This window comes from Nitrospirota bacterium (genome assembly GCA_040755395.1).
Lineage (GTDB): Bacteria > Nitrospirota > Nitrospiria > Nitrospirales > Nitrospiraceae > DATLZU01.
This window is the reverse complement of sequence record JBFMAX010000004.1, coordinates 75,129-99,716: the sequence shown is the minus strand read 5'-3', so window position 1 is coordinate 99,716 and position 24,588 is coordinate 75,129. Positions and strand designations below refer to the sequence as shown.

At 61.8% G+C, this 24,588-nt stretch carries 25 protein-coding genes and 1 pseudogene; 7 read left to right on the top strand and 19 right to left on the bottom strand.

From position 1 onward, the window contains the following. The first annotated feature begins 22 nt into the window (after positions 1–22). Positions 23–442, top strand: a complete 420-nt coding sequence (locus AB1555_08520) for a hypothetical protein (GenBank protein MEW6246737.1) — start codon at positions 23–25, stop codon at positions 440–442. 84 nt (positions 443–526) lie between these two features. Here the strand turns inward: AB1555_08520 and nth are convergent, their stop codons facing one another. The 9 genes and pseudogenes from nth to AB1555_08475 all read right to left on the bottom strand — a co-directional run bounded on the left by nth (position 527) and on the right by AB1555_08475 (position 6,636). After that, positions 527–1,186, bottom strand: a complete 660-nt coding sequence (nth, locus tag AB1555_08515) for an endonuclease III (GenBank protein MEW6246736.1) — start codon at positions 1,184–1,186, stop codon at positions 527–529. A gap of 69 nt (positions 1,187–1,255) precedes the next feature. After that, complete coding sequence (gene rpsU / locus AB1555_08510) at positions 1,256–1,450, bottom strand: 30S ribosomal protein S21 (protein ID MEW6246735.1); 195 nt, start codon at positions 1,448–1,450, stop codon at positions 1,256–1,258. A gap of 81 nt (positions 1,451–1,531) precedes the next feature. Beyond that, complete coding sequence (locus tag AB1555_08505) at positions 1,532–2,191, bottom strand: cyclodeaminase/cyclohydrolase family protein (GenBank protein MEW6246734.1); 660 nt, start codon at positions 2,189–2,191, stop codon at positions 1,532–1,534. Between the two features lie 9 nt (positions 2,192–2,200). Continuing rightward, a pseudogene (gene ftcD / locus AB1555_08500) lies at positions 2,201–3,091 on the bottom strand (glutamate formimidoyltransferase). 72 nt (positions 3,092–3,163) lie between these two features. After that, positions 3,164–4,342: an imidazolonepropionase gene (gene hutI, locus AB1555_08495; protein MEW6246733.1), complete on the bottom strand. Its 1,179-nt coding sequence runs from the start codon at positions 4,340–4,342 to the stop codon at positions 3,164–3,166. A 217-nt stretch (positions 4,343–4,559) separates the two neighbouring features. Continuing rightward, positions 4,560–4,901 carry a hypothetical protein gene (locus AB1555_08490; GenBank protein ID MEW6246732.1) on the bottom strand — a complete coding sequence of 114 codons (342 nt, stop codon included), beginning with the start codon at positions 4,899–4,901 and terminating at the stop codon, positions 4,560–4,562. Positions 4,902–4,964: 63 nt separating this feature from the next. Next, complete coding sequence (locus tag AB1555_08485) at positions 4,965–5,318, bottom strand: hypothetical protein (protein ID MEW6246731.1); 354 nt, start codon at positions 5,316–5,318, stop codon at positions 4,965–4,967. A 445-nt stretch (positions 5,319–5,763) separates the two neighbouring features. Beyond that, positions 5,764–6,009 carry a sulfurtransferase TusA family protein gene (locus AB1555_08480; GenBank protein MEW6246730.1) on the bottom strand — a complete coding sequence of 82 codons (246 nt, stop codon included), beginning with the start codon at positions 6,007–6,009 and terminating at the stop codon, positions 5,764–5,766. A 96-nt stretch (positions 6,010–6,105) separates the two neighbouring features. Further along, complete coding sequence (locus AB1555_08475; GenBank protein MEW6246729.1) at positions 6,106–6,636, bottom strand: DsrE/DsrF/DrsH-like family protein; 531 nt, start codon at positions 6,634–6,636, stop codon at positions 6,106–6,108. A 261-nt stretch (positions 6,637–6,897) separates the two neighbouring features. Between AB1555_08475 and AB1555_08470 the strand changes: the two genes are divergently transcribed. Further along, a complete protein-coding gene (locus AB1555_08470; protein ID MEW6246728.1) occupies positions 6,898–7,983 on the top strand; it encodes an aromatic ring-hydroxylating dioxygenase subunit alpha in 1,086 nt (361 codons plus the stop codon). Between the two features lie 23 nt (positions 7,984–8,006). Beyond that, positions 8,007–8,696, top strand: a complete 690-nt coding sequence (locus tag AB1555_08465) for a S16 family serine protease (GenBank protein MEW6246727.1) — start codon at positions 8,007–8,009, stop codon at positions 8,694–8,696. Between the two features lie 6 nt (positions 8,697–8,702). Here the strand turns inward: AB1555_08465 and AB1555_08460 are convergent, their stop codons facing one another. Next, positions 8,703–10,709: a cation:proton antiporter gene (locus tag AB1555_08460; protein MEW6246726.1), complete on the bottom strand. Its 2,007-nt coding sequence runs from the start codon at positions 10,707–10,709 to the stop codon at positions 8,703–8,705. 163 nt (positions 10,710–10,872) lie between these two features. Here AB1555_08460 and AB1555_08455 point away from each other — a divergent pair, with 163 nt between their 5' ends. Beyond that, positions 10,873–11,592, top strand: a complete 720-nt coding sequence (locus AB1555_08455) for an HAD family phosphatase (protein ID MEW6246725.1) — start codon at positions 10,873–10,875, stop codon at positions 11,590–11,592. A 974-nt stretch (positions 11,593–12,566) separates the two neighbouring features. On the opposite strand, the gene AB1555_08450 is transcribed toward AB1555_08455, so the two are convergent. The 6 genes from AB1555_08450 to AB1555_08425 form a co-directional block, all read right to left on the bottom strand. Further along, positions 12,567–12,998 (bottom strand): DUF5678 domain-containing protein, encoded by a 432-nt coding sequence (locus AB1555_08450; GenBank protein MEW6246724.1) that lies wholly within the window; start codon positions 12,996–12,998, stop codon positions 12,567–12,569. Between the two features lie 270 nt (positions 12,999–13,268). Further along, positions 13,269–13,940, bottom strand: a complete 672-nt coding sequence (locus AB1555_08445; protein ID MEW6246723.1) for a hypothetical protein — start codon at positions 13,938–13,940, stop codon at positions 13,269–13,271. A gap of 521 nt (positions 13,941–14,461) precedes the next feature. Beyond that, positions 14,462–15,493, bottom strand: a complete 1,032-nt coding sequence (locus AB1555_08440) for an NAD-dependent epimerase (GenBank protein ID MEW6246722.1) — start codon at positions 15,491–15,493, stop codon at positions 14,462–14,464. Between the two features lie 43 nt (positions 15,494–15,536). After that, a complete protein-coding gene (locus AB1555_08435; protein ID MEW6246721.1) occupies positions 15,537–17,144 on the bottom strand; it encodes a Gfo/Idh/MocA family oxidoreductase in 1,608 nt (535 codons plus the stop codon). Between the two features lie 34 nt (positions 17,145–17,178). After that, on the bottom strand, positions 17,179–18,801 hold the full coding sequence (locus AB1555_08430) for an MBL fold metallo-hydrolase (protein MEW6246720.1): 1,623 nt from the start codon (positions 18,799–18,801) through the stop codon (positions 17,179–17,181). A gap of 79 nt (positions 18,802–18,880) precedes the next feature. Beyond that, positions 18,881–19,303, bottom strand: a complete 423-nt coding sequence (locus AB1555_08425) for a VOC family protein (protein MEW6246719.1) — start codon at positions 19,301–19,303, stop codon at positions 18,881–18,883. 323 nt (positions 19,304–19,626) lie between these two features. Here AB1555_08425 and AB1555_08420 point away from each other — a divergent pair, with 323 nt between their 5' ends. The 3 genes from AB1555_08420 to AB1555_08410 all read left to right on the top strand — a co-directional run bounded on the left by AB1555_08420 (position 19,627) and on the right by AB1555_08410 (position 21,801). After that, positions 19,627–20,487, top strand: coding sequence for a formylglycine-generating enzyme family protein (locus AB1555_08420; protein MEW6246718.1), 861 nt, complete (start codon positions 19,627–19,629; stop codon positions 20,485–20,487). Between the two features lie 140 nt (positions 20,488–20,627). After that, positions 20,628–20,876, top strand: coding sequence for a four helix bundle protein (locus tag AB1555_08415; protein MEW6246717.1), 249 nt, complete (start codon positions 20,628–20,630; stop codon positions 20,874–20,876). 43 nt (positions 20,877–20,919) lie between these two features. Beyond that, a complete protein-coding gene (locus tag AB1555_08410; GenBank protein MEW6246716.1) occupies positions 20,920–21,801 on the top strand; it encodes a uroporphyrinogen-III synthase in 882 nt (293 codons plus the stop codon). Positions 21,802–21,873: 72 nt separating this feature from the next. Here the strand turns inward: AB1555_08410 and AB1555_08405 are convergent, their stop codons facing one another. The 3 genes from AB1555_08405 to AB1555_08395 all read right to left on the bottom strand — a co-directional run bounded on the left by AB1555_08405 (position 21,874) and on the right by AB1555_08395 (position 24,565). Next, positions 21,874–22,806: an SUMF1/EgtB/PvdO family nonheme iron enzyme gene (locus tag AB1555_08405; protein MEW6246715.1), complete on the bottom strand. Its 933-nt coding sequence runs from the start codon at positions 22,804–22,806 to the stop codon at positions 21,874–21,876. 19 nt (positions 22,807–22,825) lie between these two features. Continuing rightward, entirely contained in the window at positions 22,826–23,404 is a 579-nt protein-coding gene (locus AB1555_08400; protein ID MEW6246714.1) for a hypothetical protein, read from the bottom strand. Between the two features lie 162 nt (positions 23,405–23,566). Beyond that, positions 23,567–24,565, bottom strand: a complete 999-nt coding sequence (locus tag AB1555_08395; protein MEW6246713.1) for a zinc-dependent alcohol dehydrogenase family protein — start codon at positions 24,563–24,565, stop codon at positions 23,567–23,569. Between the last annotated feature and the right edge of the window lie 23 nt (positions 24,566–24,588).

Genomic DNA, 24,588 nt, shown 5'->3' with positions numbered 1-24,588 from the left:
TCTCCTCTTGACAGGAAGACCCGTGCAACAGAAACCGAAATTCGTCATCTTCGCCCATAATGCGACCTACGACAAACTCCATCAGGTCGCCACCTTGGGGCTGACCGCCGCCGCGATGGGCAAGGATGTGATCGTCATCCTGCTGTTCTGGACGATCAAGAAATTGGCTCAGGGGCACATCGACGAGATCGATTTCCCGCCGGAGTACACGCGCTCGGCCGATGAGGTCCGCCGGCTGCTGAAGGAGAAAAAAGTTCCGAAAATTTCTGAGATGTTTCAGGAGGCGCGCCTGGTGGGACGTTTTCGCTTGATCGCCTGCAGCGCCGGCCTCGAATACATGGGGGTCGATCCCGCCGCCGTGGCCAAGAACGTAGACGAAGTCCTCGGCCTCCCCGCCATTCTCAGCCTCACCGCCGACGCGGAAACGAAACTGTTCATCTAGCGCGAGACTTGCGCGAAAAGCGAGACTCGCGGGAAACAATTTCTCACATTTCTCGCACGTCCCGCCTTTCGCGCGTGCGCTCGCTCAACGCGAGCGCGTCACTCCCACCCGCTCGCAATATCGGGTGAGCTTGCACCGGCTGCAATAGGGAGAGACCGGCAGGCAGATGTTCTGCCCGAACGGCACGAGCAAGTCGTTGTAGGTGATCCAGTATCGCCGCGGCAGCTTCTTGCGCAGGGCCTCCTCCGTCTGCTCCGGCGTGTTCGTTCTCACGTAACCCCAGCGGTTGCTGATCCGGTGAACATGGACATCCACGCAAATGCCGGGCTTTCGATAGCCGACCGTCACGACAAGATTGGCCGTCTTCCTACCGACCCCCGGCAGGGTGAGCAGTTCGTCGATCGAGTCGGGCACACGACCACCGTAGATGTCCAACAAGCGCCGGCACATCTCGTGAATCTGCTTGGCCTTGGTGCGATAGAACCCGACCGGATAGATGGTCCGCGCGAGGCGCGACCTGGGCAGCTTCAGCATGGAAGCCGGATCGGCGGCCAGGCTAAAAAGCCGCTCGCTGGCTTCGGCGGTCGTGCGATCCTTGGTCCGGAGGCTGAGCAGGCAGGAAATCAAAATGCGGAACGGGTCGCGACCGGATTCCTTGGCCACGACGCCCACGACGGGGTCCTGCCACCGCCGCACTTCCTTCCGCAGGATGCGCAGCGCAGCATGGATCTCCTTCTCACGCATTCTCAAGCGCGGGAGTCGCGAACAACCCGACAGGCAAAAACCGACGCGGAGGGAAAAGGCTGCGGGGACTCAGTCCATCCGACGCTTGGCGAGCCACTTCTGCCGACGCCGTTGAGCTTCGCGTTGCTTGGCCTTCTTGCGTACGCTGGGTTTCTCGTAGAACCGGCGCCGCTTGAGCTCGCGGAAGAGCCCTTCCCCGGCCAGCTTTTTCTTGGCGACCTTCAGCGCCTTTTCGACGTTATTGTTGAAGACCTTGATTTCCATGATGAGACTGTCTGCATCCTTCCTGGGAAAAACGACCCGTCACTTTCGCTGTTTGCGTCGAACTGCGAGGGATCGAATGTATCACAAGCGTTTCAGTTCCTCAAGGCTCCTTTCGACGGCCTGGAGCTTCGTCGAGATCAGGCTAACAACTTCTTGATTTGTTTGTGTTTTTATATTTACCGTCACATTCTCTCTCGCGCCCTCGATCGCCGCGACCGCCATCCTCAGCCCGACCTTGACGTCCGTGGCGACCGACGACTTGACGCGAGACAGCAAGGCGCGCAAGAGCGCTCCTGTTTCCGCCGCCAAGACCGCCGTCTCCAACGGCACCTCCGTCGCCTTCCGCAAGGCCGCCGAAATGGCATCGGCTCTGGTTTGATCGGTCTTCGGCAACCGGTAGGCGCGCAGCACGTCTTCATAGGCGTCGGCGTCGGCCTGCATCAACCGTCGCAACTTCTCGCCCAGTTCCACGAGGCGGCGCTCGATTCGAGCGAGATCGATGTCATGGTTCGAAACCGGCGACGACTGCTCCTCGACAGTGCGGCTGCTCCGCGGCGGTCCGATCCGGCACCCCATGACGCCGAGCGCCGCCGCCAGGGCGCCTGCCAGGGCCGCCACGCTTCCGCCCCCAGGCGTCGGCGTACCGGCGGATACGGCGGCCAAGAAACCGGTCACTGAGGCGGCCCAGTCGCCGGAAGGCGTCGGCGCGGCCCGTTCTACAGACGACCCGGTTTGCGCCATCGCGTTCGCCAGCCGTGTTTCCAGTACCTGGCTCCGATCGAACTGCTCCAATGCAAGAAACCGCTGGGCTGTGTGGATCAGCGCCTGTTGCGGCACCAACCCGACGATCTCGCTGCCGGCTACCTGGATGCCGCGCATCTCGGCCTCCTGTTTCACCGATTCGAATGCGACGTGGATCGGCGTCTCCTCGAAGTTGGTCAGGTTCATCGAGACCTGCACGATCCGGCGGCTCGCAAGTTTCACCCCGATCGCCTTCACATACGGCAGCCCGCCGCTGGAGAACCGCACTTTCTTGGCGATCGCTTTGGCGGTTTCCAGGTCGCCGGTGTTCAAATTGACGTTGAACGCGATGAGCGGGGCGCGCGCGCCGACAACGGTCGCTCCGGCGGTTGGATGGGGCATCGGAGGCCCGAAATCGGGTTGCCAGGCTGGATCGTTATGCATCCGTTCGGTCAGCCCCTCCAGCCCTCCCTTCCGGATGGCTTCCAGGTTCATGCGATGCGGCGCGCTGGCCGCCTGTTCATAGAGAAACACCGGAATGCCGAGCTCGATCCCGATGCGATGCCCGACTTCGCGCGCGAGAACGACACAGTCGTCCATCGTGACACCGCGAATCGGCACGAACGGGACGACATCCGTGGCGCCGACACGCGGATGCCCCCCCTGATGCCGGCGCAGGTCGATCAAACCGGTGGAGACGCGAGTAACCTGAAAGGCCGCTTCCGCAACACCCCGCGGCGAACCGGCAAAGGTCAAGACCGCCCGATGATGGTCGTGATCCATCTCCTGATCCAGCAGGAACACGTCCTTGATCGACCGGATCGCCGCGACCAGCGCCGCAATCGTCTCCGGGTTCCGGCCTTCACTGAAGTTTGGGATACACTCAATGATTTGGTCCATGGACATAGCCTCGAACAGCTTTCAGCGTCCAGCCATCAGCTATGACATGAGCTGACCGCTGAGGGCTGATCGCTACGCGTCTCTCGAAAAGACGACCTTCCCGTTCTTGATCGCCATGACGCAGTGATTCATGCCGAAGTAATATGGAATCTCCCGGTAGTCGTCCACGTCCATCACCGCTAGGTCGGCCTGCTTTCCCGATTCCAACGACCCCGTACAATCGCCGCGGCCGACGGCATAGGCGCCGTTGATCGTGGCGGCCGCGATCGCCTCCGCCGGCGTCATCCGCATCTGGGAGCAGGCCAGTGTCAGGATCATCTGCATGTTGAGGGTCGGCGAGCTGCCCGGATTGAAATTGGAAGCAAGCGCGACCGGCACGCCGGCATCGATCAGCCGGCGTGCCGGGGGATAGGGACCGGAGTTCAGGTGCAGGACGCTGCCCGGCAGGAGCGTCGCGATCGTGCCGTGTTTCTGCAACCACCGGATATCGGCGTCGCTCACCCGATCGAGGTGATCCACGGAGATGGCCCCCAATCCGGCCGCCATACGGGCCGCCCTGGTATGCGCGAGCTGCTCGGCGTGCAGCTTCAGCTTCAGGCCTGCCTGAGCGGCGGCCACCAACAGGGTCTTTGCCTCCGCCACCGAAAAATATCCGCGATCGCAAAACACGTCGAAACATTCCGCCAGCCTTCTGCGCGCGACTTCAGGGATCAAGCGCCGGACGACGAGACGCAGATACGCCGCCCGTCTGGCTTTGAGTCGCGCCGGCACATCATGGATGAGCAACGTCGGGATCAGCTCGGACTCGGTGCGCCGGGCAGTCTTTTTGATCGCCCGCAACATTTTCAGTTCCTGCGCCGGATCGAGCCCGTATCCGCTCTTGATCTCGAGGGTCGTCGTGCCATGCTCGACAAACCGGCCGACCACCTCGGTAAGCCGCCGGACCAATTTCCGTTCGCTGATCGATCGGATCTGCCTGGCGCTGGCCTGGATGCCGCCGCCCGCTTCGGCGATTTCGCTGTACGTGGCCCCGCGGATTCTAGCCTCGTATTCATCCACGCGGGACGCGGCGAACAGCGCATGGGTATGGGAATCGACAAAGCCCGGAAGAACGATACGGCCGCGCAGGTCGATGCACTCGGCCGCGCGAGCCGCCCGGGATCGCGCGACACGGTCTTGCGGACCCGCCAGTTCGAGCGTGCTCCCGCGGATCAGCACGGCGCCGTTTCGAATCAACCCCGGCTCGTTCATGTGCCCGCCGCTTCGGGGACCAACGGGTCCCCGAAGCGTCAGGAGCTGGCGGCAATTGATCAATAGGAGCGGTCTCGTTCCGACCGATTGCAAGACGCGTCTCTTCGGCAGGCTGAACCACGTCAATCGTCAGGGAGACGCTACCGTAAAGATGTTCCGGAGCCAAGTCAAGGCGAGGCGAGGCGCGAGGACGTTGCTGGCTGATTGGAGAGTCCGCTTAGCGGCCCGAATGCGTGAGCGCACAGGCGGAACAGCCGGCTATGGAGCATCGCCAATCGGAATGACCAATCCCTTCCGGAGGAGCGGGATTATCGGTCGGCCGATACCGGTGATACCAGTAGCCGGCGAGATGGGCCGCCTCGGCAGGCGACCTCGCATAGGCGTACCAGAAGTACCGATAACCGGATCCGTTTCGAAATCGAGCCAGCGCGCCGGCCAGGTCGTCGGTGCTCAACCCGACGAAATCCGCCAGCCTCCCGTTTCTTGACAAGATAAAGGCGCCGGCCGATCGACGATGCACAAACAGATGAAGGAGCCGCAAACGATATGGTCCGGACATGATGTCCTCCTCGGCGGAGGGACGGCGAGGTGACGTGCCTCCAGAGACTGTCGCCCCCCGGCCCTACCACAGCACCGGCTCAGATTCCTCCAGACGCACGATGCGGATCTTCGAAAGCGTTGCCAGCAACAGGACCGAGTTGGGAATCATGGTCGAAGCCGGCACACAAAGGAGGGCGCGACGCGCGTGGGCTTGCACCGCCGTGCGGTGCAAGTGGCGCACGTCGGCAAGCGACAGTGCGTCGCCGGTGTGTCCGAAGACCGCGATGTTCTCCAGAAAGGAACTCACGAGGATTCCCTCCCGCTTCCCGGTGTCCGGATCGAGGAGCGCGCCGGTTTGTCCTCCGTCCAGTTTGGCGGCAATCTCGCTGGAAATCCTTTCGAGTTGTTCGTCCACGACAGGTGCAGACGTCGCCATTGCAAACCTCCTTGGTTGAGCCCATCCGTTCCGTGATGCCGCCAATTGATGCCGCTGGTTGCGTCGACTGCGGAGAGGCGGGGGCGGTACCTGGAGAAATCCGGCCGGGACCGTCGCGTTGAGAAGAAGCAACAAGAAAGCACGCTGTTGCCGACTCAGGCTCGCCATCCTTGACTGCCTCCCAAGCGGGTGGCCTTTCAGGACTTAGCTGGGCAGCTTGTCGCCGGTTCGGCAAGAAGAATGATCGAGCTGCGTTGTAGCAAAGTGAATCCGGCCTGTCAATGAAAAACTACTATATAAGGTGGGATTTCATTTATTGAACAACAATATCTTGTGAATATGTTGGAGGCAAGCTGTTTCGAAGCTGTGGGTTTCTTGTCGATAAAAAAGAGCCGGCGACCTTTCCGGAGGTCGCCGGCTCCACGTTCATCCGATTCACACCCAGCTACTTTGTTTTCTTGACGAACGCTTTGTAAATCCGCTTGGATTGATTCTGCTCTTCCTCAAGACCCAACATCTCGTGTCCTGTCGTTTGGCACCAGGCCGGCATATCTTTCTTGATGCCTTCATCATCGGAGACGACCTCCAATACCTGGCCCGGCAGCAGTTCCTTGATCTTCTTCGAGGTCATGATGATCGGCATCGGGCAGAAATACCCGAGCGTGTCGAGTTTCACATCAGCCTGCATCATGCTCAAGCTCCGCGCGGCAAGCGAGATGTGCGCGAAACGGGAGACGAGCCATACCTCGATTCTGGCCTTTCTCGCCAGTCCCGCATGTCTCGCTTGTCAAATAAACAAATTGACGCTTCCCTGTTTCGCTTCCGCCAGATACGTAGTCACGCCCGCCAACTGATCCACGCCGTCGATCAACGTCTCTTTGGAGATCCCCATCAGCCCCATCGTGGTCGTGCAGGCGATGAAGCGGACGCCGAGGTCTTGCGCGGTCTGCATGAGTTCGGGGATGCCGGGCATGCGATGGTCCCGCATCACCTTATGCATCATTTTGGTGCCCAAGCCCCAGAAATGAAACCGGGAAAGTGGCAACCGATGTGCTCCGCCCTTGTTCAGCCATCCGAACATGCGACGGAGCCAATCTCTCGCTGTCGTGCTCGCGCCTTCTTTACGGATGACGTTGAGCCCCCAGAACGTAAAAAACATCGTGACTTCCATGCCCATCGCAGCCGCGCCCGTGGCAATGATGAAGGCGGCCATGGCGCGATCCATATCCCCGCTGAGCAAGACAATCGTCACCTTGTCGGGCTTCGTGCGTTCCAACTCCGCCAATGCGGCGGCCGGTTCGACCTGTGTGGTACTCATGGCGTCACCTCGGCATTCTCTGGATCGACCAACGCGCGTTCCGCGCACAACGCATGCGAAAAAGCGCACGATTGACTATATTCTCCGATTCTTCGCCTTGTCAAGGCGACCGCCGCGCGAACGACGCGCCAGACAACGGTTTTCGCTTCGGGCGCGAACGCCGTCGGGCTTGACCATGAACACATGGACCGCTATAGTCCGTCATAAGTGTCTCGCCACATTCACACGGACCCGTCTCCCGTGCAGCGATCCTCCCAACCCATGAACCCCGAGGCCGAGATCGGCTTCAGGCCGTCACGCACGGGTCCACTTTTCGGTTTTTGGTATCCGGCCGCCCTGAGTTCTCAGGTGCGCGCCGGCAAGATGACAGCGCAGGTGTTGCTCGGACAACCGCTCGTTCTCTGCAGGACACTGCAGGGCCGGGTCGCCGCGCTCCGGGACATCTGTCCGCACCGAGGCATGCCTCTCTCGTTCGGACGTTTCGATGGGGACCGTGTCGAATGCGCCTACCACGGCTGGCAGTTCGATCTGAACGGGCGCTGCAAGCAGATTCCGTCCCTCGTGAACGGGGCGCTCGACACCGAGAAAATCGGCGTCACGGCTTACCCGTGCCAGGAACAGGACGGCTACATCTGGGTCTACATGGCGGATGCCCGCGAGCCGAACCGTCCGCAGCCCGACGTGCCGCGCCTGCCGGTTCCTTCCGAGCCCTACACCCTTTTTCACATCTCGACCATCTTGACTTGCACCATCGACGACGGCATCGTCGGACTGATGGACCCGGCCCACGGCCCGTTCGTGCATCAAAGCGCCTGGTGGCGGACACGGAAAAGCATCCACGAAAAGGTCAAGACCTTCGAGCCGATTCCCGGCGGGTTCCGGATGGTCGCGCATGCGCCCTCGCGCAACAGCGGTCCCTATAAACTGCTCGGCCTCACCGGCGGGGGCCCGCTCACCACGACCATCGACTTCGTGCTTCCGAACCTGCGGCATGAATTCGTGCAGTGCGGCAGGTGGTGGGTGTCCACCCGGGCGACCGTCACACCCATCACCGAGCACGAATGCCGGATCGACTTCTGCGCCGCCTGGAACTGTTTCCGCTGGGTCCCGTTCGCCAAGACGCTGTTCCGGTTGTTCGCCACGGTCTTCTTGAACCAGGACAAGCGCGCGATGGAACGCCAAGCCGTCGGCCTGCGGTATAAGCCCGCCCTCATGTTGCTGGACGACGCCGACACGCCCGCCAAGTGGTACTACAAGCTGAAAGCCGCCCACCTGACCGCCGTCCAGACCGGGCAGCCCCTTGACCACCCTCTTAAACAGCCGGTCACGCTCCGCTGGAGAAGCTGAACGTCAAGAGCCGGGGGCGGGAGATGCGCGAGCGATTCTGGAGCGAGCACCGACGGCGGGCTGGATTGGTCATTGTTGCGGCTGCCTGGGCGGTGTGCGCCGAGCAGGGCGCGGCTGACGCCGCGTCATCGCATCGCTTGGTGACCGTGCCGGCGCTGGCCGTGAGTTCGACTCAAGAGGGGGACGGCGGCGTCCATTACGTGGTCATCCAGGTCGACCAGAATGCCGGACTCAACGGTCCCACCGTCCTGTTCGACGAATCGTCGTTTCGCGGGGGGTCGGTCGTCGGTCAGGAATGGAAAGACGCCGCGCGACTGGCCGTGATCGCTGCGGCGAACGCGCTCGGGCGGGACCCGCGCGGGTGGACGGTCGTCATCAAGAACCATGCTCCCAACACGGTGATCGACGGCGAAAGCGCCGGCAGCGCCGTGGCCGTGGGCGTGATGGCCGCGTGGCGAGGCGACTCTGTACGGTCCGATGTCGCACTCACTGGAGCCATCACGGGAGACGGCCGGATTCTGGAGGTCGGCGACCTTCTGGAAAAGGTCACCGGCGCGGCCAATGCGCACTTCAAGACCGTGCTGGTCCCGCGCAGTCAGGCCCGCACACCTGAGAGGGATCTGTATGACTTGGCCGCCCGGCGGCAGATCACGGTGATCGAGGTGGGCACACTTCTGGAGGCCTACGAGCTGATGACCGGCGCCCACCCCTGAACGCCGTCATTCCATCCTGGATTCGGCCAGAAGACTTATGGCCCGCCGGATCTGATCCCGCGACCCCAGCAGGACCACCACATCTCCGGGTTTCAACCGCACCTTCTCCGACGGATTGGACTCCGTGATCCCGTTTCGCGTCCAGGCAATCACCGACGCGCCGCTCCTCGGCCGGATGGACAGTTCGGCCAGCGACTTCCCGATCGCCGGCGAGTCCTCGTCGATCCGACACGTCTCCACTTCCACGTCCGTCAGCGTCCCGCCTCTCAAGTGGTGCGCCAGTTCCGGTAACTCGCTCCGCCGGAGCAAGGCATAGCCTTCGCGCCGGATCTGCTCCGCCTTCTGCACGATGAAGTCCTGCGGCATGTTGTAGGTGCGGAGCACGAGCGCGAAGATTTCAATGGATGTCTCGAACTCCTCCGGCACCACGTCGTCCGCCCCCAATTGATGCAACTCCTCGAGTTCGCGGAGATACCGGGTCCGGACGACGATGTGCAGCTTGGGGTTCAGCGCCCGCGCCACCTGCACCGCCCGGCGGGTCGTAAAGGGATCGGAAAGGGCCAGCACCAGGACCCTGGCTTCTTCGATCTTCATGTGCCGCAGCACGTGGGGGTTCGTCCCATCTCCATAGAAAATGGGCACGCCGTGGCGCGATTCCCGCCTGACGGTATCGCCGTCGAGATCGAGGGCGACATAGGGAATCTCGGTCTCTGCAAGCACCCGGGCGAGGTTCCGGCCGTTGAGCCCGTAACCCACAATGATCACGTGATCCCTGATTTTGAGCTGTTGTCCCTCGGCCAACGCGACATGGGCCATCGTCCGCCCCGGCAGCAGGTGGTGCAGCCGCTGCAGCGCTTCGGTCCGTCTGGCCAAGTGCGGCGACCACTGGATCAGAAACGGCGTGATCACCATGGTCAGGACGGAGACGGCCAGGAACAGTTGATACGGCTCCCCGGTCATCAGCCCGGTTTTCTCGCCTTCCTGCGCCAGGATGAAACTGAACTCTCCGACCTGTGCCAAGGCGACGCCGGTCAGCACCGCGGAGCGCGGGGGTTGGCCCGCCGCCAGCACCGCGCCCGCGCCCGCGAGAAATTTCCCGATCAGAACGGCCGCGATCACTCCGGCGACCAAGCCGGGATGCGCGAGCACCACGCGCACATCCATCAGGATGCCGAGCGAGACAAAGAACAGACTGCTGAAGCTATCGCGAAAAGGGAGCACTTCGGCCATCGCCTGATGGCTGTACTCCGATTCGGAAATGACCAGTCCCGCGATGAAGGCGCCTAGGGCCAGGGACAAGCCGCTCAAGGACGTCAGCCAGGCGATGCCGAGACACAGCGCGATGATCGTCAGCAGGAACAGCTCCCGGCTGCGGCTCCTGACGATGTGCTCCAGCAGCTTGGGCACGAGATACCAAGCCGCCGCCATGATGACGGCGACGAGCACCGCCGATTTGGCCAGCGCGAGCAACACGGTCTTCGCCGCGTCCTCCGCGGGGCTCGCCAGGATCGGGGTCAGCAACATCATCGGCACGACCGCGAGATCCTGGAAGATCAGGATGCCGACCGTCATGCGCCCGTGCATCGAATCGGTCTCTCCGCGGTCGGCGAGCGCCTTGAGCACGATCGCCGTGCTGCTGAGCGAGAAGAGGCAACCCCAGAACATGCCCTGGTGTGTAGGAATTCCCGCCAACCATCCGGCCATCAACGCCAGGACGAGCACCCCGCCGACCTGGATCGGCGCGGCCAGCAACAGGACGTGCCGGGCGGCCTTCAGATTCGCCAAGGAAAACTCGATGCCGATCGTGAACAGCAGCAGGACGATGCCGATCTCGGCGAGCACCTCGACCTGCGTCAGATCGGACACCAGATTCAGCCCCTGCGGGCCGATCAACGCGCCGGCCGCCAAAAACCCCGCGATCGATGGCAACCGGAACTGATGAAACAGAAACACAACGCCGATCGAGACGACAAAGATCAGCAGCAGTTCTCGGAGGACGGTGTGATCGGTCATATGAGTCTTATTTCGGTCAGCGGCGTCCTGCCGCCAGCGCCAGCATCAAATCGGTTTTTCATTGGAAAACCAGGAACAGGCCGGAGCATACAGGAGGGCGCGCGGGCGGGCAAGCGAGTGTGTCTTGTTGCGCAGCCTCTCGTCGGGTAGAGTGAGGCGCGCCATGGCCAGGATCAGAGCGATCATCTTCGACTTCAACGGCGTCATCGCCGACGACGAGACGCCCCATCTCCTTACCTTCCAGCAGGCGCTGAGCGAGCACGGACTCTCGCTGACCAAGGACGACTATTATGGTCCCTACCTCGGGATGGACGAACGGAACTGCGCGACGGCGTTGCTGACGGCGGCGACTGGCTCCTGCGACCTGGCCAGGTTGCGGTCGATCATGGAACGGAAGGCCGTCCTCTTTCGAGACTATACCGCGACCCACAAGCCGGAGCTGTTTCCCGGCGTCGTGGAGTTCGTGAAGTCGGCCGCCCAAACCTGTCGGCTGGCCATCGCCTCCGGCGGACGGCGCGAGCAGATCCTCTACGCGCTGCACGACACGCCGATCGAGCGGGATTTCCCGGTGATTGTCTCGGCCGAAGACACGACGACCGGCAAGCCGGACCCGGAGATCTATGAACTGACCTTGAAGCGGTTGAACGGGCTAGCGCCACAGCCGCCGCTGATCAGGGCAGAGGAATGCCTGGTCCTCGAAGATTCCCGCGCCGGCATCCGCGCGGCACTGACCGCCGGCATGAAGGTCGTCGCCCTCGCCACCACCTACCCGGCCGACCAGTTGACGGAGGCGCACCTGGTCCTGCCGAGCCTGGAAGGAATCACGCCGGATAAACTCGAGCACCGACTGGCCCAGCACAGAGGAAGCGCTCCGCTCGGCTGACGAAGAACGGAGATGGCCGGGCCCATTGCTTCCGCTCAAGGCCGGGGCCGTTTGGGAGGGGAGACGAGGGCGGGCTGGAGTTCTGCCGCTGAAGACACCTCCGGGGGCACCCAACTAAGCCTTGCCCGCTCGCATCCTGTAAACTCGGCCGCAGCGGCCTCAAACAGTACAGGCTGCGCCCTTGCGTCTCATGAGCAAGGGCCGCGCGCCGCGGCAAGTTGTGTCCCGCCCCCTTCGGCGATATGCGGCAAGAACTCCAGCCCGCCCTCGGGTAAAAGAGTTGGAGCACCAAACGGCCCTGATGCCCGCTCCAGCAATGAGCCCGGCCTGTGGCGAGCGTGGGAATTCACCTGCCAAACAGTTGACCCCGAAACACTTCAAAAGTAGTCTCCTCTTGTTCTCCGGAAAGAGTTGGCCATTTTCGCATTCCGGATAGAGCAGCGAGCGCACTTATTATATCGCGGTCGCATCATAAGACCTGAGACTGTTTTACCCACGCAGATAGATTGCTGATGGGATTATGAGATGGGCCCGAAGTAGAAGTAATTGTCACTTGGGTCCACGCCGAAGCGAATTCGCTCTAAGAAGCCGGAGTATCCAATGAAATTATCGCCTGACCAATCCGGTGAAACGAACACAGTCGCATCGATACTCAACCCATCTCCTTCGTCCGCAACAAGTTCGATTTGGGTCCTCTCAAGACGACCTCTCACTGGTCCCATTCGAGTGGACATTTGTGCTGACTCCCCTCCGCCATTCAGCAGAGAGAGTTCCCCTCCCACTTCCTGGTTAAGGATCGACCATGCCGAACCCGTATCAAGCTGAGCCAAGATCGGCATTCCTAGCGATCCTGGCACGATCTTGACAAAAATCTTGGCGGTCGGTCGACTTGTATCCTGCGGTTGGTCTCGAAACCGGGATCGCCCAATTGAAAATTGAGTGCCGTCGCGTCTGACAAGCATCGAAACGTTCGGTCACTCAACACGATGGATGAGTGGTGGCTGTGCCAGACGCATAGCCAGCAATTGCTGGCGTAACTCACGGAGTGTCTCGGCCGTTGCCACCAGATGGTCGCCATTCAGCGCCACCCATCGCCCGCGGTATTTCGAGCCCTCTGTGCGTAGCCATTCGTATTCCGTCCTCCGGTCAATGTCGCGCCTTTGGACCCGCGTAACGACGGGCGGAGCGAGGACAGCACGAAGCTGTGTCACGACTGGATCACTGAGAATGCGAATGGGGGCCGCATCAAGAAGGGAGCGTGCGGGTGACAACTGCTCGGTCTCAATGGACCTACGAATGGCGCTTAGAAAGGGAAGAACATCAGGCTCAGGAAACGCTGATTCCTCTATAGTTGTTGAGGCTCGCGAAACGAGGGAAGATTGCTCACGAAGGCTCGATGGCGACATGAGCTTTTCGAGAGCCAGAGACTTAGTAAGGGATTCGTCGAAAAACGCCAAGTCAACGGAAGTCACCCCACCAAGCGGGGATGTGAGTCTACTCCAAGCCTCGATCAAAGGGAGAGTCGGTTCATGCTCAATCTGGTATTCGAACTGCGACTTGGCCAGGAGTCCGTACCGCGCAGAGAAAGGCCTTGACAGAGATGCGGCTTGGACCTTAGCCAGACTTTGGATCGGAGATTGCCGAAATGAAGGATTGAGCGTCGTGGCAAATATTGTTTAGACCGGTAATTGTAACCCCAGCGTTTCCAGGGCTTGAGCGACAAATGCTTCTGCGATTGCTGGCAAGGAATCAGGTTTCACCTTCTGCGCGTCCCATACACTGTAGATCCGCAGATACATGGCGTCTGGCACCATGGCCGAGAGATCGGCTGTGATAGAAGACAAAAGTCGATCCCTGTCGGGGCCGAAATAAAAAACAGCTCCATTCCCAGTAGGCTCACCAAGGTTCTGCGGGGGCTTAATGACAAATCGACTTAAATAACTCCTTACCGGTTGACCCTCAAGCTTCGCGTGTAGTCCCACGCTTACAGCAAAGGTCCGGAAGCCCAGGCCAGGGCTGTGGTCCTTGACGGCCCCGCAAATGTCCACAAGTGCTCCCTTCGTCTTACCCACATAATCCCGTGGCAACTCGGAGCACAATACCTCGATGCGATCAACCCGGATTCTGATCACCATCCAGTAGTTGAACAGGTAGCAAAGAACATGGTGTTCGGCCACGCTTGCGCTGCTACGCTCAATTCTCAGGTCAGCTAGCCGCAGCCCATAAGGTTCCAGACGCTTGAACACATAGTGTAGGAGAGAAGCACCCTCCCGAAAGAGGCCGAACTCCGGTTGAGAATATCCAGCTTCAAATCCAAGGTCTGCCTTGCTCACTTCCAGCTTTAACATTGACAAATGCCCCACTGCCCGAGGTGGACTACGCTGCTTGTAAATAACTTTGTTAAGTCTAACGTACTGCCTATCAGAAATATACCCAAACGTTTCATAAGCATGGAGGGTCAAGTCTTGCAGTCATACATGCAAAGAACAAAGGGGGCACCATCTCGAAAGTGACTTACGGAGTCGGCCTCCTTTATTCAGCCGGGCTGTACTGCTGGAGCGGGCATCAGAGCCGGTTGGCGCTTCGCCGTTGCCGAGCTGAAGCGGCCCGCTGGAAGCGGGCGGCGAGCACTGTTCGAAGTCCCGTTCGAGCGAAGCTCCGGACGGGACAAGTTGAGCAGCCGAGCCGGGTACCCGTTGCCGGGGCGCCCGTTGCTTTTTGTTGCAACGGGCCGAGTGCAACGGGTGATGAGGCTTACGGCGGACCCCAACGGACGGGAACCCGTTGCGCAGTTTGGCTTCGTGCAAATGGGTGCGAGCGGAAGCAGCACAGCCCGGCCCCTCCTGTTCGTCTGCCGGGATGCTGTCCATCACACCTTATAAAATTCGCGATACCACTGCACGAAGCGCGGGATGCCGACTTCGATCGGCGTGGCGGGTTTGAAGCCGACGTCGCGCGTGAGGTCGTCGATGTCGGCGTAGGTGGCGGGCACGTCGCCGGGCTGCATGGGAAGGAGCTTCTTCTCGGCCTTTTTGCCGAGCGCCTGCTCGAGCACCTCGATGAAGCGAAGCAGATCGACCGGCTGGTGGTTCCCGATGTTGTAGAGGCGATAGGGCGCGGAGCTGGTACCGGGGTCCGGCCGCTCGCCGGACCAGGCAGGATCGGGCTGCGCCGGGCGATCGAGGGCCCGGACCACCCCCTCGACGATGTCGTCGATGTAGGTGAAGTCGCGCTGCATCCGGCCGTAGTTGAAGACCTCGATCGGCCGGCCTTCCAGGATCGCCTTGGTGAAGATGAAGAGCGCCATGTCCGGCCTGCCCCACGGCCCGTACACGGTGAAGAACCGCAAGCCCGTGCAGGGAATCTTGTACAGGTGGGCGTAGCAATGGGCCATCAGCTCGTTGGCCTTCTTGCTCGCGGCGTAGAGCGACACCGGATGGTCCACATTGTCGTGGACAGAGAAAGGCATATGCATGTTGCCGCCGTACACCGAACTGGAGGAGGCGTACACCAGATGCTCCACCCGCGCGTGCCGGCACCCCTCCAGGATGTTCATGAATCCTTCGATGTTGCTGTCGGTGTAGGCGTGCGGGTTGACGAGGGAGTAGCGGACGCCCGCCTGGGCCGCCAGGTGTACGACGCGGCGGATCGGATGCTCCGTGAAAAGCGCCCGCATGGCGTTGCGATCCGCCAGGTCCCGTTTCACGAACCCGAAACGCTCGAACGGCGACAAATGGGCCAAGCGCGCTTCTTTCAGCCGGACGTCGTAGTACGGGTTGACATTGTCCAGCCCCAGCACCCGGTCGCCTCGCTCGAGCAGCCGCCGGGCGACGTGGTAGCCGATGAAGCCGGCCACCCCGGTCACCAGAATCACCGGACCAGATGTGTTCGATTGACTCATGATTCGTGCCTATCGCTCGCGTTTCCGCCTCGCGCGCCTACTGCTACGAGGCGGGCGTCATCCGCTCGCGCTCTTTTCTATAACGTTTCCCGCAGGTCGGACAAGCGGCCTTCGCGCCCTTCACATTCAGCTTCACGCCGCACTCGCATATCCAGCCGGTAAGCTTCGCCGGAATGCCGACGACCAATGCATAGTCCGGCACGTCTTTCGTCACGACCGCCCCGGCTCCGACGAAGGCATAACGGCCGATCGTGATGCCGCAGACGATCGTGCAGTTGGCGCCCAGCGTCGCTCCCCGGCGAACCAGCGTCGGCTTGAGCTCCTTCATGCGCGGAATTTCGCTGCGCGGGTTGAAGACGTTGGTAAAGACCATGGAAGGGCCGCAGAAGACGTCGTCCTCCAACGTCACCCCCTCGTAGACCGAGACGTTGTTTTGGATCTTGACCCCATTGCCGATTACCACGTTGGGACCGATCACCACATTTTGCCCGATCTTGCAGTTCTTCCCGATGTGGGAGCCCTTGAGCACGTGCGACACATGCCAGATGCTCGTCCCTTCCCCGATCTCGACCCCCTCGTCGATGAAGGCCGACTCGTGGGCGAAATAGGGACGCGCCGGTTGTGCCGGCTTGGGCGACGGGGCGCTGGACAGAAACGGCCGCACTTCCAGCGCCTCCTGGCACTGTTGCAGCACGCGCAGGACCCGCAGCCCTTCATGTCCGTCCGTCCTCGGCTGGCGACGGGTGCTGATGCAGTCCAGAAAGTGTTGGCACTCGGCCCGCAGCGGCTCGACCGGCTCGATCGCGACGATCTGCGCTTCCGCCTTGTTGGGCACCGGCACGTGATGCTTCCATTCGATGGAATGCGGGTACAGCAGCAGCTTGTCTTTCTTTTCCAGGTCGTCGAACACCGCCATCTTCCGGTCGCCGACCACGATGAGCTTCTGCTCTTTGTACGGGTGCAGCCAGGACACGAACACGTGCGCCTTCACGCCGCTGGGGAAAGACAGCAAACTTACCGTCACGTCCGCGATCCGCTGGTGGAGATAGTTGCCGCCTTGCGCATGCACCGTATCGGGCATCTCGCCGAGCAGGCCCAGGATGACCGAAATATCGTGGGGCGCAAAGGACCAGAGGATGTTCTCTTCACGCCGAATCTTCCCCAGGTTGAGCCGATTGGAATAAATGTATTGGATGCGCCCAAGCTCCCCGCCTTCGACCAGCTCCTTCAACCGCAGGACCGCTGGATGGTACCAAAGCAAGTGGCCGACCATGAGGATGCGCTCCCTCTCCTGGGCCAACGCGACTAGCCCTTCTCCCGTCTGCACGGAGAGACAGAGGGGTTTCTCCACGCACACGTCCTTGCCGGCCAGCAAGGCTTCTCGCACCAGGTTGGCGTGGGTCTCAGCCGGCGTGGCGATGGCGACGCCGGCAATGGACTCATCCCGCAGCACTTCGCCGAAGGCCCGATAGGTCCGGCACCCCGGATACTGACCGGCGAACTGCCGCAGCGTGTCCTCGTTACTGTCGCAGATCGCCGCGAGCGCGCCCAGCTCATGGAAGTTGCGGACGAGGTTCTTGCCCCAATAGCCGGATCCAATCACCGCCACACGGGGCGTGGAGGGACTGTGAGAAGCCTCTGCGCCGGTCATCGTCGTCCCATTTCACTCCTGTAGAAAGTTATGCTCATCCGCCCTGACGCGCGAAGGGAGGATCGCCGTGATCCAGCCGATACAGATTCAGGGGGGACACATGATCAGCGATGGAGAGCACGTCGACGCGGCCGTCGGATCGAGGTCGAAAGAGATCCAAAGCGCGGCTGTAATGATACCCGCAGCCCTGTGGTTCCAGAAGCTCTTTTAATTTTTCCGGCGGCTCCCAATTGGCGGTGAGGAGCGCGGTCCGGGCCGGATTGCGCCGGCTGAACATGAACGACAGATGGTCCGGGTACCAATCGGCGCCGCCGGTCGCATAGGATACGAAGAGCTTGGCCTGCGCGGTCGCGCACAACTCGGCCAGATAGGAGTTGGTCAGATACCCGTTCTCGCCGACATCCAGCCAGCGGCCGGGATGCGAGAGGCACGCATGGGCGGCGTAGGTCCGCACTTCCAAGAGTTGTTGCTGCGACGCGAAGACCGTGGCGATCGGCCCATAGCGCTTGACGAGGTCCTGGATGATTCCCTCCTTGATCGCCGACCGGCCCGAGTTCGTCGGCCCGCTGTCCGCGTGCACCAGGGTATTATGGCCGCGATCGGTGATGAGGTAGCAGTTCCGCGGCATTTCCAAGTCGCAGGGGTCTTCGCCGAAGAAGGGCACCGACACCACCGCCCCGCCGTCGAACGCCCAGGTCTCGCCGTGCGCGAGCTCGACGATCTGGCCAAAACCCAACTCTCGCAGGAGCGGAAGATAGTCGTAGTACAGCTTGCGCCGATTCCTCCGGCTCGGCACGAACACCGGCACGTCCTTGGGCATGTGAAGCAGCGTCCGCGGGTCCACGTGGTCGTCATGGTCGTGTGTCAGGAAGATGGCCGACGGACGGGGCAGGAGCGAGACCCAGAGCGACGGCACCGGGGCCTCGGCGAACCAGGGTATGAGCCAGGGATCGAAGAGAAAGAACTGCTCCCGCTGCCGGTAGAGCAGCGCGGCGTGGCCAAGATGAACCGTGTCTCGATCCCGGGTCGCCTCCAGCCAGCGGGTTCGCACCGTCGCTTGAGCGGACCGGACCAAGCACTCATGTTGGAGCAGCAGCTCCATCAATCGCGTCAACGTACGCTCAACATCCCTCCCGGATGACGTGACCACCGTCCGGATTTCCTCCACCCGATGCGTCCCGTCCAAGAACCCGAGGAGCTTGCCCACGGCCGGGCCCATCGGACGCTCGAAGCCCAACGGGATCGCCTGTCGCTTGACCGCTTGAAAGACGCGCAGTCCCGCGTTGGTGACGGTGGCGGACTTGGTCGGATCCAGCGAAAACTCCCAGTAGAAGGTCCCGTCCGGCTTGCGGCCGCAGCGGATGTGCCGGCTCAGGTGCGGGCGCGACTGGACCAATTCGGCGTAGGCGTCCTCGAGACGGGTCCGCAGCGAGGGATCGTCGAGCGGGGCGCGGCGCGAGAAGATATCACTGATCGCCGTTTCGACGCAGCTCAAGAGGAGGCTGTGCGCCTCGTGCAGGCTGGCGACGACCTCCGGCGCGACGCCGCCGATAAAGGGAAACGGGCCTGGCGGCTCGGCGCTCTCCAACTGGACCCACGTCCAGGGAGCGAGACCGAGATACTGATCGCGCGGAAAACTGTCCCAGATTCGGCTCATGCAATACCGTGAAACGTGATGCGTAATCCGTTATGCGGAACGATATGATCCTCGCGCTTCACGCATGACGCGTCACGCATTACGTTTTCCTGCTGATTGAGGGTTCATACAGCGCTTGAATGACATTGCCGTCCGGATCAGCGAAATAGAACGAATAGCTCCCGTCGCGGTGGCGTTTGGGCGGCTTCACGAGCTTCCCGCCCAACGCGTCGAGTTCCCGGTTCACCTCCTGGAACATCCGATCCACCGATTCCGGACTGTCCATGATGACGCCGAAGTGATCCAGCAATTGGCCGCGCAACGACCGGTACTCCGCCAATTCCGTCTGTGGAATCTGATGCAAGGCCAGATTGTCGGTCCCGGAGCTGAGATAGACGTTGTCGGGATCCGGTTCCCAGACGACCTGCATGGCGAGCAGGCGTTCGTAGAACAACCGTGATCGCTTGAGATCGGTCACTCGCAACGCCACATGGCGCAAACCCCGATGCGAAGGTATCGACATGGACATCTGCTAAAAATAGCGAGTAGCCGGTAGCGAACAGCAAACAGCTTTAGGCAATCCGCTGTCACTTGTCGCTTCGATTTTCATCCGGCCGCGCAAGCTTCAAGCTCACAAATGAATTCTTGCTATTCACTTTGGCTATTGGCTATTCGCTGCTTTCTTGGCGGTTATAGTAGGGAGATGCCGTCATCCCGTCAACGGAAATTCCGGCCGACAGGTGCGTTCGCACCGACCTTGAGGATTCCCCGCGCCTGTCGGTTCGCCGATCGCCTGTGGTACGATGCCGCTCGATGACCCCATACGAAACCAAGGAGTTCAGCACCATGTGCGTTCGAACCTTTCTCTCGTTCGTCGTCCTGTCTCTGTTGGTCGCTCTTGAGATCCAGCCCGTCCCAACCCCGGCCGCCTCGTCGTCGGATCCGAAGACACTTCCGACCGAGATCACCGGCCAAGACGGCGCGCCGATGGTCCTGGTACCCGCTGGGCCTTTCCCCATGGGCGTGCCGGCCGGCGACCGGGACGGCGGTCGCGATGAGTATCCCCGCCATGAGGTCTACTTGGATGCCTTCTACATCGATAAATACGAAGTCACCAACGGTCGGTACCTGGCGTTCGTTAAAGCCACCGGCCATCGCGTGCCGCAAAACCCCAAGAATCCCACCCGCAACCTGTGGCAAGGGGTCGCCATTTCCGAGTCCTTGATCGACCGGCCCGTCATCAACGTCGATTGGTACGACGCGGAGGCCTACTGCAAGTGGGCCGGCAAGCGACTGCCGACCGAAGCCGAATGGGAAAAAGCCGCCAAGGGGACGGAGGACCGGCGCTTCCCCTGGGGCAACGTCGAACCGACGGCCAAGCACCTCAACTTCAACCAACAATGGATCGGCGAGAAAACGCTCATGCCGGTCGGCAGTTACGAAGCGGGCAAGAGCCCCTATGGCGCCTACGACATGGCGGGCAACGTCTGGGAATGGGTGGCGGACTGGTACGACCCCTCATACTACGAGAAAAGCCCGGCCAAGAACCCCAAAGGCCCCGACACCGGCACGCACAAGGTGATCCGCAGTTCGGGCTGGCAGGTCGAGACGCCGCTGGTCCGGATCTTCACCCGGGTCAAAAGCGACCCGACGATCCGGAACGAGTCGACCGGATTCCGCTGCGCGAAGGACGCAGTGGTCAAGTAGGATTTGGCGATCTGGCGATTTGGTGAAGTGTTGGGGAGCACTCAAGCAGAAGATCTGAGAAAACGAACAAAGCGCTTCGCCCTTCTCATCGTGAAACTGTCTCAACGACTCACGAACGGAAGAGAAGCGAGGGTGATCAGTTGCTTCGGGCGGGAACGGCCGTCGCCGCAAATTATCGAGCAGCTTGCCGGGGACGATCGAAAGCTGAATTCGTTGCGAAGCTCGGCACTGTCGTTGAAGAAGCGGATGAGACGCTACTCTGGTGTGAACTTCTAGAAGAAGCCGGGATTGTCACTCCCGAGGAAATCCAGGCGATCACGAAAGAGGCAAAAGAGCTTCTGGCAATATTCTCGACCGCTCGCAAGACGGCCAAAGCGCGAAGCACCTAACTATCCGTCTCAATAGGCTTCTAAGCCGCTACCGCAAGACTCGATGACTTCACCAGATCGCCGGATCGCTCAATCAAACTTCGAAGGACTGACGGTCGCCGCCTTCGAAAGCCGCATGGGAACCGAGATGGCGCGGTTGATCGCGCGGCATGGCGGCCGACCGCTCGTCGCCCCCGCGTTGCGCGAGGTCCCGCTGGACAACAACGCGGAGGCGCTCCGGTTCGGCGAGCAACTGCTGGCCGGTCAGGTGGATGTGATCATCCTGCTGACCGGCGTAGGGACACGCGCGCTGGTAGACGTGCTGCAGACCCGCTATCCGTTGGAGGCCGTCAAGGCGGCGCTCTCCCGCACGTGCCTCGTCGCGCGGGGGCCGAAGCCGGTGGCGGTTCTCAAAGACCTCGGTCTGACTCCCGAGCTGACCGTCCCGGAGCCCAACACCTGGCGCGACATCCTTCAGGCGCTCGATGTGCACAAGCCGGTCGCCAGCTTGCGGGTCGCGGTCCAGGAATACGGCGTCTCGAATGCGGAATTCCTGGAGGCGTTGGCCGCGCGCGGCGCGCGCGTGACACGGGTGCCCGTCTATCGGTGGGCGTTGCCGGAGGATACAGGCCCGCTCAAGCAGGCGCTGAACGCGATCCTAGCCGGCCAGGTGGACGTGGTGTTGATCACCAACGCGGCGCAAGTGGACCATCTGATGCAACTGCTGGAGCAGGACAAGAAGACGGACCGGTTTCGGCAAGCCGTGCAGCGAGTCGTGACGGCATCGATCGGCCCGACGGCCAGCGAGCGCCTCCGCCGCTACGGTCTGCCCGTGGACCTGGAACCTTCCCACCCCAAGATGGGCGTCCTGGTCAAGGAAGCCAGCGAGCGGGCGCGTCCCCTCCTCGATGACAAACGACGGAGTGCGTCAGGGGATCAGAGGTGAATGGTAAGGGGCGAGGAATGGGACACGGTGAAGGCAGTCCGCGCCACGCTCACGCGTTCCTCTCATTCAGTGTCAGCCGGTCTGCCGCGGTTTCGCTTCGGCCTGGTCCCCGCCATCCTTCGCGTCACGCGCGCAGCGGAAGCCCAGCCAGTTCATTTTCGTGTTCGGATCGGTTCCATTGCGCTGGGCGGCCCGCACGACAGGCGTGCTGTCGATCCAGCCGCCTCCGCGGAAGGCCTTCTGAGTGCCGCTCTCCGGTCCTTTCGGATTCTTGTCCGGAGCCGTCTTGTAATAAGCGGGGTCGTACCAGTCCGCCACCCACTCCGCGACATTGCCCGCCATTTGAAACACCCCGTACGGGCTGACCGCGTTCTCATACTTGTCCACGGAGATGATCGGCGGATACAGCAGCAGCCGCTCCGGTCGATCGCGGACCGGCCCCGACAATCCCGTTCGGCCGAAATTCGCGCGGGACAACCCGGCCGGCTGGTTCCCCCAAGGATAGATGCGGCCGTCTTCGCCCCGCGCCGCCTTTTCCCATTCGGCTTCGGTCGGCAACCGCTTCCCGGCCCACTTGCAATAGGCTTCCGCGTCGTACCAGGACACATGCATCACCGGATGGGACGCCATCGCTTCTTGGAAATTGCCGCCGTCGTATTTCCAATCCACCAGCGGGGGCCGGTCCGTCGCCAGGACGAACCTCAGAAACTGCACGGTCGTCACTTCATATTGGTCGATGTCATAGGCGTCCAGATAGACTTTCCGCTGCGGCAACTCCGGCGGATAGGCGTTCCTGTCCACCTTCTTGTCGCTGCCCATCAGGAACCAGCCCGCGGGGATCCGCACCATCTCATCCTTCGCCGGCAGCTTGGCCCGCTCCGCGGCGATCTTCTTCCCTTCCGGGGTCCATTCCGGCGTCACATCCGCCACATCCAGCGCCCAACCGACACCGCCCATGGCCACCGCAAACAGCACTCCGGCCAACATCGCATTTCGCGCCCGCACCGTCGTTTTCCCCCCTTGCCTACATGCCTTTGTCTTTCTTTTCCTGCGGGAGCCCGTCGAATTCTTCGAGGGGCCGAAAGTTCACCGGCAACTGAAAGAGAAAATCCGAGACGGACCGGAGCTTCACATGCTGGTATTCCACGATCCAACTGCCGTCCTTGCGCGCGAGTTTCATCGGGAACCGGATATCGGTGGCGAACCATTGATAATAGACGTCGGTCCGGTCGCCTTGCTTGACGGTGACTTCGTACAGGATCGTGGGATGGCCCTCCCGCACCTCGGTCCCGATCTCTTCGCGCGAAACCTCGCCGTTGAGATGCTCGCTGACTTTGGGCGCCTGCTCGGGATCGTACGGAACCGTCTTGAAGTGTTTCATCCGCGAGAGCAGCAGCCACATCACCTGCTTGTCCTTGCGGACGATCGTGACGTTGACCGGGCCGAGGTTGTGATGCTCGATGCGCCACATGTCGTCCCGGTAATAGATATTGGCCTTACGGACGCGGCCGTCGATTTTGGTGATCTGGTCGGCGGTGAATTCCAGCGCCCAGACGCCGGAGACCGGGAGCAGGCCTAGAATCGTCAGGAAGAGAGTTGTCATCGCGCGCGTCATTGCGCCCATCCTACACAGGACCGCGCTTGGTTTTCCAGGCCCGCTTGTCGCGCTCAACGAGGCGCGGGAGGAGCGGTCAGTTTTCAGCCGTCAGTTGTCAGCGATCAGTCTTCAGTAAGGAAAGTAAGCTGACGGCTGACGGCTTCATGTTCACAGCACGAGCACACCGGCGCCCTTGATCGTCCCGGCCTTGAGCGCCTGGAGGGCCTGATTCGCCTCTTCCAACCGGAACCGCTGCGTGCGGGGACGAATCGGAATGGCCGCCGCTTCCCGCAGCAGGTCGAGCCCGTCCTGCTTCGTGTTCGCCGTCACGCTGCGGATGACTCGTTCGCCGAACAGATCGGCGTCGTAGTCCAACGGTGGAATCGTCGTCATATGGATGCCCGCCAGAGCCAGGGTGCCGCCCCGCTCCAATGCCCGCAGCGCCGGCGGCACCAGTTCGCCGGCTGGCGCGAAGATGATGGCGCCGTGCAATTTGTCGGGCGGCAGGTCGGCCGCCCCGCCGACCCAGACCGCGCCCAGTTCACGGGCGAGCGCACGATGTTCTTCCTTCAAGGAACACACATAGACCGAGCAGCCCCGATGCCGCGCCACTTGGATGGCGATATGGGCCGAGGCGCCGAACCCGTAGAGCCCCAGCCGTTGTCCAGGCCTGACGCCGCTGAGCCGCAGCGCCCGATAACCGATGATGCCGGCGCAGAGCAGCGGCGCCGTTTCGTCGTCGTTGAAAATCGGCGGGACCGGATAGGCGAAGCGGGCGGGCACGACCGCCCATTCGGCATAGCCGCCGTCCACGTGATACCCGGTGAATTTCGCCGAGAGGCAGAGGTTCTCACGCCCGCTTGCGCAGAACTCGCACCGGCCGCAGGTCTCCTGGAGCCAGGCGATGCCGACACGGTCGCCCTCCTTCACGTCGGCGACATCCTTGCCGACCTGATCCACGATCCCGACAACCTGATGGCCGGGAATTACCGGCTGTTTGCCCGGTGGCAGCTCTCCTTCCACAATGTGCAAGTCGGTTCGACAGACGCCGCAGGCGCGGACTCGGATGCGCACCTGGTCTCTTCCCGCCTCCGGGACGGGCACGTCGCGCAGGGCGAGCGGCTTGGCCACCACCTTGCCGGGTTTCTCCAAGACCATGGCTCTCATGATCGGCTTCGCCTGTTCCTGGG

Bases quoted from the DNA above. Each gene is read 5' to 3' on its own strand.
- nth (MEW6246736.1), bottom strand. From the start codon at position 1,186: ATGCGTGAGAAGGAGATCCATGCTGCGCTGCGCATCCTGCGGAAGGAA.
- rpsU (MEW6246735.1), bottom strand. From the start codon at position 1,450: ATGGAAATCAAGGTCTTCAACAATAACGTCGAAAAGGCGCTGAAGGTC.
- AB1555_08505 (MEW6246734.1), bottom strand. From the start codon at position 2,191: ATGGCGCAAACCGGGTCGTCTGTAGAACGGGCCGCGCCGACGCCTTCC.
- hutI (MEW6246733.1), bottom strand. From the start codon at position 4,342: ATGAACGAGCCGGGGTTGATTCGAAACGGCGCCGTGCTGATCCGCGGG.
- AB1555_08490 (MEW6246732.1), bottom strand. From the start codon at position 4,901: ATGTCCGGACCATATCGTTTGCGGCTCCTTCATCTGTTTGTGCATCGT.
- AB1555_08485 (MEW6246731.1), bottom strand. From the start codon at position 5,318: ATGGCGACGTCTGCACCTGTCGTGGACGAACAACTCGAAAGGATTTCC.
- AB1555_08480 (MEW6246730.1), bottom strand. From the start codon at position 6,009: ATGATGCAGGCTGATGTGAAACTCGACACGCTCGGGTATTTCTGCCCG.
- AB1555_08475 (MEW6246729.1), bottom strand. From the start codon at position 6,636: ATGAGTACCACACAGGTCGAACCGGCCGCCGCATTGGCGGAGTTGGAA.
- AB1555_08470 (MEW6246728.1), top strand. From the start codon at position 6,898: ATGAACCCCGAGGCCGAGATCGGCTTCAGGCCGTCACGCACGGGTCCA.
- AB1555_08465 (MEW6246727.1), top strand. From the start codon at position 8,007: ATGCGCGAGCGATTCTGGAGCGAGCACCGACGGCGGGCTGGATTGGTC.
- AB1555_08460 (MEW6246726.1), bottom strand. From the start codon at position 10,709: ATGACCGATCACACCGTCCTCCGAGAACTGCTGCTGATCTTTGTCGTC.
- AB1555_08455 (MEW6246725.1), top strand. From the start codon at position 10,873: ATGGCCAGGATCAGAGCGATCATCTTCGACTTCAACGGCGTCATCGCC.
- AB1555_08450 (MEW6246724.1), bottom strand. From the start codon at position 12,998: ATGTCGCCATCGAGCCTTCGTGAGCAATCTTCCCTCGTTTCGCGAGCC.
- AB1555_08445 (MEW6246723.1), bottom strand. From the start codon at position 13,940: ATGTTAAAGCTGGAAGTGAGCAAGGCAGACCTTGGATTTGAAGCTGGA.
- AB1555_08440 (MEW6246722.1), bottom strand. From the start codon at position 15,493: ATGAGTCAATCGAACACATCTGGTCCGGTGATTCTGGTGACCGGGGTG.
- AB1555_08435 (MEW6246721.1), bottom strand. From the start codon at position 17,144: ATGACCGGCGCAGAGGCTTCTCACAGTCCCTCCACGCCCCGTGTGGCG.
- AB1555_08430 (MEW6246720.1), bottom strand. From the start codon at position 18,801: ATGAGCCGAATCTGGGACAGTTTTCCGCGCGATCAGTATCTCGGTCTC.
- AB1555_08425 (MEW6246719.1), bottom strand. From the start codon at position 19,303: ATGTCGATACCTTCGCATCGGGGTTTGCGCCATGTGGCGTTGCGAGTG.
- AB1555_08420 (MEW6246718.1), top strand. From the start codon at position 19,627: ATGTGCGTTCGAACCTTTCTCTCGTTCGTCGTCCTGTCTCTGTTGGTC.
- AB1555_08410 (MEW6246716.1), top strand. From the start codon at position 20,920: ATGACTTCACCAGATCGCCGGATCGCTCAATCAAACTTCGAAGGACTG.
- AB1555_08400 (MEW6246714.1), bottom strand. From the start codon at position 23,404: ATGACAACTCTCTTCCTGACGATTCTAGGCCTGCTCCCGGTCTCCGGC.
- AB1555_08395 (MEW6246713.1), bottom strand. From the start codon at position 24,565: ATGAGAGCCATGGTCTTGGAGAAACCCGGCAAGGTGGTGGCCAAGCCG.